This window comes from Ottowia sp. (assembly GCF_047975795.1).
Taxonomy (GTDB): Bacteria; Pseudomonadota; Gammaproteobacteria; order Burkholderiales; family Burkholderiaceae_C; genus Ottowia.
This window is the reverse complement of sequence record NZ_JBKEEE010000079.1, coordinates 1-11069: the sequence shown is the minus strand read 5'-3', so window position 1 is coordinate 11069 and position 11069 is coordinate 1. Positions and strand designations below refer to the sequence as shown.

Annotated in this window: 9 protein-coding genes; 4 read left to right on the top strand and 5 right to left on the bottom strand. The window is 62.4% G+C overall.

Translation table 11 applies throughout. The features are described from left to right. Positions 1–159: 159 nt before the first annotated feature. The 5 genes from ACK5NW_RS11540 to ACK5NW_RS11520 form a co-directional block, all read right to left on the bottom strand. The gene (locus ACK5NW_RS11540) at positions 160–930 is read right to left on the bottom strand and encodes a DUF2145 domain-containing protein (protein WP_416928165.1); all 771 of its coding nucleotides are present in this window, start codon (positions 928–930) and stop codon (positions 160–162) included. A gap of 80 nt (positions 931–1010) precedes the next feature. Then, a complete protein-coding gene (locus tag ACK5NW_RS11535; protein WP_416928161.1) occupies positions 1011–1487 on the bottom strand; it encodes a hypothetical protein in 477 nt (158 codons plus the stop codon). Between the two features lie 34 nt (positions 1488–1521). After that, a complete protein-coding gene (locus ACK5NW_RS11530) occupies positions 1522–1974 on the bottom strand; it encodes a YiaA/YiaB family inner membrane protein (RefSeq protein ID WP_416928159.1) in 453 nt (150 codons plus the stop codon). Between the two features lie 214 nt (positions 1975–2188). Then, positions 2189–2695: a hypothetical protein gene (locus ACK5NW_RS11525; RefSeq protein WP_416928157.1), complete on the bottom strand. Its 507-nt coding sequence runs from the start codon at positions 2693–2695 to the stop codon at positions 2189–2191. Beyond that, positions 2692–4758: an ATP-dependent helicase gene (locus ACK5NW_RS11520; protein ID WP_416928155.1), complete on the bottom strand. Its 2067-nt coding sequence runs from the start codon at positions 4756–4758 to the stop codon at positions 2692–2694. Before ACK5NW_RS11520 ends, ACK5NW_RS11525 begins: the two co-directional genes overlap by 4 nt. A gap of 230 nt (positions 4759–4988) precedes the next feature. On the opposite strand from ACK5NW_RS11520, the gene ACK5NW_RS11515 reads away from it, so the two are divergent. The 4 genes from ACK5NW_RS11515 to ACK5NW_RS11500 all read left to right on the top strand — a co-directional run. Next, a complete protein-coding gene (locus ACK5NW_RS11515; protein ID WP_416928153.1) occupies positions 4989–5651 on the top strand; it encodes a chalcone isomerase family protein in 663 nt (220 codons plus the stop codon). A 229-nt stretch (positions 5652–5880) separates the two neighbouring features. Beyond that, positions 5881–6903, top strand: coding sequence for an AEC family transporter (locus tag ACK5NW_RS11510; protein WP_416928151.1), 1023 nt, complete (start codon positions 5881–5883; stop codon positions 6901–6903). Between the two features lie 98 nt (positions 6904–7001). Continuing rightward, positions 7002–10067 (top strand): excinuclease ABC subunit UvrA, encoded by a 3066-nt coding sequence (gene uvrA / locus ACK5NW_RS11505; RefSeq protein ID WP_416928163.1) that lies wholly within the window; start codon positions 7002–7004, stop codon positions 10065–10067. 300 nt (positions 10068–10367) lie between these two features. Then, positions 10368–11069 (top strand): hypothetical protein (locus ACK5NW_RS11500; RefSeq protein WP_416928149.1); only part of this gene is annotated, 702 nt, incomplete at its 3' end.

Here is an 11069-nt window from a genome sequence, read left to right as displayed (position 1 = left end):
TGATGGCACTTATAAAAATGATGGATTTGTTGTCATGGCAAGGCGCAAACCGCAGCGATAGCCGTAGCTACCGCGAGGATTTGCAACGCCGCCATGGCGGCAAAGACGCGTTTTTATGTGCCAGATAGCGTCGAACACTGCACTAGGTTCAGTGGTATGTCAGTGAATCAAATGCTTCGGGCCTGCGCCCGGCAGGCTGCGGGTGATCCACTGAAACAGGGAGTCGGCGGTGACGGTTTCAATGCGTCCGGCAAAGCGCTGTTCAGGCGGGTGGTCGTCAAACTCGATGTTGCTGGACGTCAGCCGCCCGCCCAGCCGGGTGAGCGCGCCGATGCGCAGCACGGCGGGACGGTAGTCGCGCAGTTTGAGCCAGGATTGCGCCTGCTCGCGCCGTCGCAAGCCAGGCTCGGCCGCCATGGCCAGGGTTTCGGCGGCCCACTGGTTGGATTGCTGGTAGTGCTGGCCCCAGGCGTAGCTGACCATGCTGTAGCGCCGCTGATGCAAGGTGCCCACGCGCTGCTTGTTTTGCACCAGCGCCCACATGGGGGTTTGCAAATCGGCGGGCAGGGCCGCCCAGGCGGCTTCGTAACGCCACATATTGTCCAAAAAGAAGTCGCCCAGACCCTGGCGCATCAGTATCGACGTGGCGGTACCGCAGGTGTTGAGCTTGTGCACCACACGCCACGGCCCCTGCGGCGTGCGATAGGCCCAGGCCACGTGTGACCAGTATTGGTCGTATTGGCTCAAGTCTTGGCCCGCGCGCGCCAGCAGCACCACGCGCGTGCCGTTTTTGGCGTAAGCCGCATCCAGCGCTTGCGCGGTGCGCTGGGCCAGTTGCATGCCGCGGTCGATGGTGGCGACGGTGAGTTTGACCGGCTCGCAACTGCGGCCTGCATGGGCGGGGGCGGCGCAGACCAGTGCGGTGAACATGGTCAGCAGGGTGAGGGGGTGGCGGAAAGGTTTCATGGCGGGGCTGGGCATCATGGCGTGGGTGTTTTGGCTGGTGTGGCTCAAAACAGCCGTTCGTTGTAAAGCAGCGCTTCGCCGACGGCGTTGGGAATAAAGCACAACACCTCGCCCGCCGCAGACAGCACCACGCCCGAGGCGATGACCGTGGTGCTGACCACCGTGCCCACCGCCAGCGCCGTGCTGGCCACTGCGCCCGCGCCCAGCTCGATGCTGACAGCGGCGCTGTCTCCAGCAATGTCGCTGGCACTTTCCAGCACCACCACCGTGCCGCGGGCCGATGCCTCGACGGCTTTGACCGTCAGCACCGCACCCCCCGCCAGCAGCGCCGCTGGCAAGGCCACCGCCGCGCTGGCCGCGCCTCCCACCACCGACGCCGTGCCCACCACCGAGGCCACCGGCAGCAGTGACACCGCCGCTGAAGCCTCGCTTTGCGCCCAGGAAGAAGGTGCCGTCAGCAACGCGCTGGCGCAAGCTGCGGCGGCCAGGGTGCGTTTGAAGAAAGTGCATTGAAAAGCCATGGCTCACTCCTTGTTTGATAGCTTTGTTTGCAGATCAATTCTGTGGCAAATCAGTATTTGATGCTTGATACGGGCGACCCGTATGGACGCTGCGAAGGTCGTGGCATTGGGCCTCCAGCACGTCGGCCTCTTGCCGGTCACGCAGCATCTTGGCCAGAGTGAATGCGCTGGTCACCAGGTACAGCCAGCTCACGCCCAGAAAGACCTTGTAGGTATCGTTGATGCCCATGCGCATCAGGCCCCAGGCCGTCAGCGCCATTGCCAGGCCAAAGCCACCCCAGGTCACCAGGCCGAACATGGGCGTATCGGCGGCACGGCCTTCGCGCTGGGCGGCTTCGCCGTCGCGCACAAACTTGGCCAGCACCAGCGACGAGCACAGGCAGAACAGATACCCCATCACCATAAAGGCGCGGTCCAGCGCCTGCCCCGGCAGGTAGGTCAGCCCAATGGCGCACAGCGTGGTGGCCAGACCGAACGAAGTCCACACTTGCCATTGCTAGGCTTTGGAATCACGGCGAATCAACGTGGCGGGAAAGGCCGTAGAAAAGGTCGTAGAGGTCATGGTCATGGGTACTCGTGTTGAGTGGTTGAACATGACCCGCAGTGTGGCCGCTACGAGGAAAATGGTGGCTTGCTATGTGTTCAAGAGCCTTTTTGCTGCGCATTCAGTATCAAAATTTGATGCTTTTGATGCTTGGCGATCACCAACCCGTGCCTTGCGCTGCGGGCCGCCGCAGCACGAAGGGGCTTTCTTGCTCGGGCTGTCCGGGCTTGGGCAGGGTTTGCCAGACACCGCGGATTTCGGTGCCGCAGGCGCTGGGGGTGAGCTGGCCGCTCCAGAAGGCGAACAGGCTTTTGCCGTCACGCGACTCGTCCAGATTGAAGCTGCCGCCTTCCACGTCGCCCGAGGCGATGGACGTGTGCCCGCCGTAACTGAACTCGCCGCGCAGGCTGGCGCTGTATTCCGGGTGCTGGCGCAAGGTCAGGGTGCCGTGCTGGCCGGTTTGGGACAGTGCCACCGTCCAACTGCCATACAGTTGCGCTGCGTGCAGGCGGGTGACGTCGGGGCATTCGATGTCGGGCGAAGTGGGCGACGCACCATCAGACGGCGGCGATGGGCGCAACGGTGCCGTGCTGCATGCGAGCAGTGCGATGCTGGTGCTGATGGTCAGCAAGGTGCGGCAGATGAAGGTGGATTTTGTCGTCATGGGCTTTGTTGCTGCGCACGCGCGGCATCTTGTTCGGCCGCGCGGCGGGCAAATTCGGCGCGCAGGGCTTTGAGCTTTTCGCGCGGATCTTCGCGCGTGGTGGTTTTGTCCAGGGCCATTTCAGCGATGAAGCGGCTGGGCAGCGCGGCCACGATCTCGCGGCCACGCTTGCGGCGGCGCGTCCAGCTCACGGCCAGGGTGTGCTGGGCGCGGGTGATGCCCACGTACATCAGGCGGCGCTCTTCCTCGATGCGGGCGGCTTTCTCGGCCGCACCCGCCTCGTCGTCCACGCGAAACGGCAGCAGCCCCTCGATCACGCCGGCCAGCACCACGTGCGGCCATTCCAGGCCTTTGGCGGCATGCAGGGTGGACAGCGTGACCACGTTGGGGTCTTGTTCGCGCTCGTTCAGGGTGGAGATCAGCGATACGGTTTGTGCCACTTGCAGCACGTCGCGCAACTCCTGCGCCGTGGCCACGCCCGCGGCATCGTCGATCTGGCCGCCGCAGCGCCCGGCCATCCAGTCCACGAATTCCAGCACATTGGCCCAGCGGGCATGGGCCAGCGGCGCGCTGTCTTCGCTGTCGTGCAGGTGCTTTTCGTAGCCGATGTCTTTCAGCCAGCCGAGCAAAAAAGCCCGGGCGGCCTCGGCCCCCACAGCCTGGCGGGCGCGGTGGCGCAAGTCGTTGATAAAGCGACCAAATTCATGCAGGCTGCCGACGGCGCGCGCAGGCAGCGCGCTGCCCAGCGAATGCGCAAACAGCGCGCCAAACAGCGACACGCGCGATTGGGCTGCAAACGTGCCCAACTGCGCCAGCGTCTGGTGGCCGATGCCGCGTTTGGGCACCGTGACGGCACGCAAAAAGGCCGGGTCGTCGTTTTCGTTGATCCACAGGCGCAGCCAGGCGCACAAATCCTTGATCTCGGCGCGGTCGAAAAAGCTCTGCCCGCCCGAGACCTTGTACGGAATCTGCGCCCGCCGCAGCGCTTGCTCGAACACGCGCGCCTGGTGGTTGGCGCGGTACAGGATGGCAAAGTCGCGCCACTCCTTGTGCGGCGAGGTTTGCCGCAGCGACTGAATGCGCGCCACGGCGCGTTCGGCCTCGTGCTGCTCGTGGTCGCAGTCCTGCACGCGCACCGGCTCGCCCTCGCCCAGCTCGGAATACAGGGTTTTGGCAAACAGCTTGGGGTTGGGGCCGATGACGTTGTTGGCCGCGCGCAGGATGGCGCTGGTGGAGCGGTAGTTTTGCTCCAGCTTGATGACTTTGAGTTGCGGAAAATCCTGCGGCAGGCGCTTGAGGTTGTCCAGCGTGGCACCGCGCCAGCCGTAGATGCTTTGATCGTCGTCGCCCACAGCGGTAAAGCTGCCTTGCGGGCCGACCAGCCGCTTCAGCAGCTCGTACTGCGTGGCGTTGGTGTCCTGGTATTCGTCCACCATCACATGGGCCAGGCGCGCTTGCCACTTCTGCATGATACGCTCATGATTTTGTAGCATGCGCAGCGGCAGCCCGATCAGGTCGTCGAAATCCACACTTTGATACGCCGTCAGGCGCTCTTGATAGCGCGCCATCAGCTGCGCGGTCTGGCGTTCGCCCTCGCTCGTGGCCTGCGCCAGCGCAGCGGCGGCGTCCAGGCCGGCGTTTTTCCAACGGCTGATGGCCCACTGCCACTGGCGCGCGGTGGCGGCGTCGGTGGTGGCGGCGCAGTCCTTGATCAGGCTCAGCACGTCGTCGCTGTCGAGGATGCTGAACTGTGGCTTGAGGCCCAGTGCGCCCCCGTCTTCGCGCAGCAGCCGCACGCCCAGGGCGTGGAAGGTGCAGATCAGCACCTCGCCCGCTGACTTGCCCACCATCTGGCGGGCGCGCTCGCGCATCTCGGCGGCGGCCTTGTTGGTGAAGGTGATGGCGGCGATGCGCGGTGCTTCAACGCCAGTCTGGATCAGCCGCGCAATCTTGTGCGTGATGACGCGTGTTTTGCCCGATCCCGCCCCCGCCAGCACCAGGCAGGGGCCGCGCAAGTGGTTGACGGCATCTTGTTGGGCGAGGTTCAGGCCAGCAGAGGACAAGGCGGTGCAGACAAAGCCGTGATCTTAGCGGTTGTATCAAAATGCATACGAATGACCCAGCTTTTCGGTAGCAATGCCTACTTCGGGCTTAATTAATGATGCATAAACACTTAAATTACCCAGTCAGCGGCATACAGCACGTAAGCTTGCGCTCATTGGGCTGTCGCACCAAGGGGCCAGCGAAGCGGCTGAGAGGAACAGCCGCTTCGCGCGTTGGCTTGTGACAAGAAATGAAGACCCCATCAATGAAAAAGTATGTGCAAACAGGGTTGCTGGCCCTGCTTTGCAGCATCGGCAGCGTGTCGGGGGCCTGGGCACAAAATGCGGCCACTGCTGCCGCAGCGGGGCAGGCCGCAGGCATGTCGCCCCCGGCGCAGGCACGCATCGCGCCTACAGTGCAGGTGAGCGGACAAACGCTCAAACTCAACGGCAAGGGCGTGCGCTATCGCGCCTTCATCAAGGTGTATGAGATCGGGTTGTATGCCGCCGCGCCGGTGCAGTCGCTGGAGCAGTTTCTGGCCACGTCCGGTGCCAAACGCCTGCAATTGATGACCTTGCGCGAACTGACGGGCGACGCTCTGGGCGTGGCCATGGTGCAGGGCATGCAAAACAACGTGCCCGCCAGCGAACGCCTGAAGCTGCTGCCGCACATGAGCCAGTTGAGCAAAGTATTTGGCGAAGAACCACAGGTGGCCACCGGCAGCGTGCTGACCATCGATTGGGTACCGGGTCGCGGCACGGTGATGACGCTCAATGGCGTGCACAAGGGCACGGTGGTCGACCCGCTGTTTTTTTCTGCCGCGGCCCGCATCTGGCTGGGCCAAAAGCCGGTGGATTTCACCCTCAAAGACGCTTTGCTGGGCGTGAGCGTGAAGCGGCCTGAATCCGGCTGAAGCGCTGCCGCATCGGTGGCATGATGCGAGGCGCGCGCCCGATACGCCTTGTGTTTGAAGGCTGGTCGTTGCGCCATCTAAGAGCGTGTTCAAAGTCCCTGCGCGGATGTGTGGGCGCGGCCTCGGGCGGTTTACGCCTTGCAGCCCATCCCGATCCGCATCCCACACCCCTCACGCTGAGACTTTGAACGCGCTCTAATGATGGCCACAGGCGTGGCTACGCACTCGCATGTTGTCGATTCTGGCTGTCACCTTCCCGTTTTTTGCCCTCGTGCTGTGCGGCTATCTGGCCGCGCGGGCACGCTGGTTGCCGCTGGATGCGGTGCCGGGGCTGAACATGTTCGTGCTGTACTTTGCGCTGCCGTGCATGTTGTTTCGCTTTGGCAGCGCTACGCCGCTGGAGCAGTTGTTCAATCCAGTGGTAGCGCTGGTGTGGTTGCTGTGTGCGGCGCTGATCGTGGCGGCCACCACCTGGTGGGCGCGCCGTCATGGGGCGGGCTGGCCCGATGCGGCCCTGGGTGCGCTGGTGGCCACGTTTCCCAACTCGGGCTTCATGGGGGTGCCGCTGATTCTGGCCTTGCTGGGTGAGCGTGGCGCAGGCCCGGTGATGGCCACGGTAATGATCGACATGGTGGTCACCACCTCGGCCTGCATTGGCTTGTCGCAGCTAGGCAGCGCTGCGGGTGGCGGGGCGGCGCAAGCCATGCGGCGGGCACTCAAAGGCATGGCGCGCAACCCCATGCCGTGGTCGATCTTGCTGGGTGCCCTGTTTGGCGCGCTGCACTGGTCGCTGTGGGCACCGCTGGGCAAAACGGTGCAGTTGCTGGCTGATGCCGCCTCGCCCGTGGCGCTGTTCACCATTGGCGCGGTGCTGGCGCGGTCGCAGCAACAACTGGTGGTGCAGGGCGAGCGTGCGCCATCACTGCATGCGTCATCTGATGCGGCGCATCGTGCGCCACCTCATGCGCCGCCCCATGCACGATTGCACGATGTCGGCGTGATCGCTGCGGCCAAGCTGGTGGCGCATCCGGCGCTGGTGTGGGGCGTGGGCGCGATGGCCGTGGCCGCGGGTGCGTTGGCACCGGACATGTTCACCGCGCTGGTGCTGGTGGCGGCCTTGCCTGCGGCCAGCAATGTGTCGTTGCTGGGCGAACGCTTTGGGGCCGACAACGGGCGCATTGCGCGGGTCATTCTGTGGACAACGGCGGTGGCGTTCTTCAGTTTTTCGGGCGTGGTGGCCATGGTGGTGTAGTCCGCCCCAGCCACCGATAATGCGCGGTTGCCCTTTAGCTGGATTGCCTCTTGACCGCCCCGTCCCATCCAACGCCCTCCCCGAGCACCCCGGACACACTGGACGGCGGCCTGCCCCTGGCCGCCGCTTTGCGCGCGCAGCGCATCAGCGTGCGTGGTGCGCGCACGCACAACCTGAAAAACATCGACCTGGACATTCCGCGCAACCAGTTGGTGGTGGTGACCGGTTTGTCCGGCTCAGGCAAGTCCAGCCTGGCGTTCGATACGCTGTACGCCGAAGGCCAGCGCCGCTATGTGGAAAGCCTGTCGGCCTACGCCCGGCAGTTCCTGCAACTGATGGACAAGCCCGATGTGGACTTGATCGAGGGCCTGTCGCCCGCCATCAGCATCGAACAAAAAGCCACCAGCCACAACCCGCGCTCCACCGTCGGCACGGTCACTGAAATTCACGACTACCTGCGCCTGCTGTTTGCCCGCGCGGGCACGCCCTATTGCCCCGACCACGACCTGCCGCTGGCCATGCAAACCGTCAGCCAGATGGTCGACCACGTGCTGGCCCTGCCCGAGGGCAGTCGGCTGATGGTGCTGGCCCCGGTGGCGCGCGAGAAAAAAGGCGAGTTCACCGAGCTGTTCACGCACATGCAGGCGGCAGGCTACGTGCGCTTTCGCATCGATGGCCGCACGGTTGAGGGGCAAGACCTGACGCCACTGAAGAAAGCCGAAAAGCACGATATCGACGTGGTGATCGACCGCCTGAAAGTGCGCGGCGACGCTGACCCCGAGGCGCTGGCCCAGCAGCGCCAGCGCCTGTCCGAGAGCTTTGAGGCCGCCCTCAAACTGGCCGAAGGCCGGGCCATTGCGCTGGACATGGACAGCGGGCAAGAGCACCTGTTCAACGCCAAATTCGCCTGCCCGGCGTGCGGCTACTCGATTGCCGAACTTCAGCCGCGTCTGTTTTCGTTCAACTCTCCGGTGGGGGCCTGCTCTACCTGCGACGGCATCGGCACGATGGAGTTTTTTGATCCTGCGCGGGTTGTGGCGTTTCCTTCCCTCAGCTTGGCGGCGGGGGCCATCAAGGGCTGGGATCGACGCAACGGCTATTACTTTGCGCTGATCGAAAGTTTGGCAAAGCACTTCAAATTCAGCGTCGATACCCCGTTCGACGAACTGCCAGAACACGTGCGTCAGGCCGTCCTGCACGGCTCAGGCGAACAAGACATTACTTTCAGCTACACCATGGAAAGCGGTGCTGCCAAAGGAAAGCAGGTCAAGAAAAAGCACCCGTTTGAAGGCATCTTGCCCAACATGACGCGGCGTTACCGCGAAACCGATTCCATCGTGGTGCGCGAAGAACTGGCGCGCCTGCGCAGTCATCAACCTTGCACAGACTGTGATGGCACACGCCTGAAACGCGAAGCGCGCCACGTGCGCGTGGGCGACGGTGCGCAGGCGCGCGCCATTTACCAAATCAGCCGTGCCACGCTGGGCCAAGCGCAGGCTTATTTTCAAAACCTGCAACTGCAAGGTGCCAAGGCCGACATCGCCGACAAGGTGGTGCGCGAAATCGCCAACCGCCTGAAGTTTCTCAACGACGTGGGGCTGGCTTACTTGAGCCTGGAGCGCAGCGCCGAGACACTCAGCGGCGGCGAAGCCCAACGCATTCGCCTGGCCAGCCAGATCGGCAGCGGCCTGACGGGCGTGATGTACGTGCTGGACGAACCCAGCATCGGCCTGCACCAGCGCGACAATGACCGCCTGATCGACACGCTGAAACACCTGCGCGACATCGGCAACAGCGTGTTGGTGGTCGAGCACGACGAGGACATGATCCGCGCAGCCGATCACGTGATCGACTTAGGCCCCGGCGCTGGCGTGCACGGCGGTCGCGTGATGGCGCAAGGCACGGCGGCTGAAGTGGCGGCCACGGCGGGTTCGGTCACCGGCGACTACCTCTCGGGTCGTCAGACCATTGCCGTGCCGCAGCGACGTGCAAAGCCCAGAAAAGTCTCCCAAACAGCACCCGAAGACATCAAAAACGATAGCGCATTACGCGCGCAAGACGGCGGCTCTGCCTTTGCCAAGCTTAGAAAGCGCGTCAATGGCGAAAAAGACACGCCACCCGCTGCCGCCATGCCTGACAGCGGCACGCTGCGCGTGGCAGGTGCCAGCGGCCATAACCTGAAAGGCGTGACCGTGGACTTTCCCGTCGGCCTGTTCACCTGTGTCACCGGCGTGTCGGGTTCGGGCAAATCCACACTGGTCAACGACACACTGTACGCGGCGGCGGCGCGCGCCATCCACCGCGCCCACGCCGAACCGGCCCCGCACCAGGCGCTGGAGGGGCTGGGTCAGTTCGATAAAGTGATCGCGGTCGACCAAAGCCCCATCGGCCGCACGCCGCGCAGCAACCCCGCCACCTACACCGGCCTGTTCACCCCCATCCGCGAGCTGATGGCCGAAACCCACACGGCCCGCGAACGCGGCTACGGCCCTGGGCGCTTCAGCTTCAACGTGCCGCAAGCCAGCGGCGGGGGCCGCTGCGAAGCCTGTCAGGGCGACGGTGTGGTGAAGGTGGAAATGCACTTTCTGCCCGACGTGTACGTGCCCTGCGACGTGTGCCACGGCCAGCGCTACAACCGCGAAACGCTGCAAGTGCAATGGAAAGGCCGCAACATCGCCCAGGTGCTGGAGATGACGGTGGAAGACGCGCTGGCCTTCTTCAAAGACCAGCCCGCCATCGCCCGCAAGCTGCAAACCCTGCTCGACGTCGGCCTAAGCTACATCACCCTGGGCCAAAGCGCCACCACGCTGTCAGGCGGCGAGGCCCAGCGCGTCAAACTGGCGCTGGAGCTGAGCAAACGCGACACCGGCCGCACCCTCTACGTGTTGGACGAACCCACCACCGGCCTGCACTTTGCCGACATCGCGCTGCTGCTGAAGGTGCTGCACCAGTTGCGCGACGCGGGTAACACTATCGTGGTGATCGAACACAACCTGGACGTCATCAAAACCGCCGACTGGCTGATCGACATGGGGCCAGAAGGCGGCGACGGCGGCGGCACCGTGGTGGTGCAGGGCACGCCCGAAGACGTGGCCGCGTGCGAGGGCAGCTATACCGGGCGGTATTTGAGGCGGCTGTTGAAACTGAACCCCTCTGACTCATAATTTGAACTGGTTATCTGGCATCGGTTGCAGGCACCGAATATTCAATCTAATTTTTGTTTTATAAGAATTTTTATTTAGAGTTGTCTAAAGAGTATCTGATTTTGAAGTGCCCCCAGTGTATGCAAATGCGCACGCCCAGCCAAGAGCCGATAACGCACCCCCGCGCGCAAAAGGTACAGCAGTATAAATGCATTGTGTGCTGAGTGACAGTGGAATTGGAGAGAATCCCGCACACCGCTCCGGTGTCGGGTTGACCGTTATGATGCAGTTATGCAAGGTAAATCATGTTAGACCGATCACATGAGCGAATACAAACTTCCTGAAGAATTTATTAAGAATTCCAAAGCGCTGCACGTTCAAAGCGTACGCGCTGCGACTTCCATTGGCCTACTTGTGATGCAGTTCAACAGGTTTGAGCACGACCTTGGGGAGTTTCTTGCAGCCTTTATGAAGAGAGGAAGCCAAGAAGGATATTTTGAAAATATTGCGATCATGACTGCGGCACTAAGCTTTGGACAAAAGCTAGATTTGCTTTCAGCTCTTTACTTAAAGAGATATCAAGAGCAACCCGCTCAATGCGATATTTTTAAGAGAATAATTGCTCAGCTGTCCAAGTTTGAAGAATACAGAAACGCCCTTATTCATTCGCGCTGGGGAACTCACACATTTGGAGACTCAGAGTTCAAACGATTCAAACCAAATATCAAGGGGCGGAAAGGGTTGAGACAGGTTGCTGCTCTCGCGGATTGGCGTCAGATTCGAATGATGTGCAAAGAGATGCAAGAGTTTAACTGCACAGAAATGTCTGAGATTTATCGCGGCTGCGCAAGTCATGAAGTAATGTCGGAAGAAACAATAAATAAACTGAGCGAGCGTCTAACGGGAAGCTCTATAAACCCTGGTTTTTCCAAGCCTGAGCAGCCGAGATGGCGGCCCATTTCGATGGCTGCCTGTTTTTTAAGCAATTTCAGCCCGTTTTCAGTCGATTTGCTGCCCTTTGGG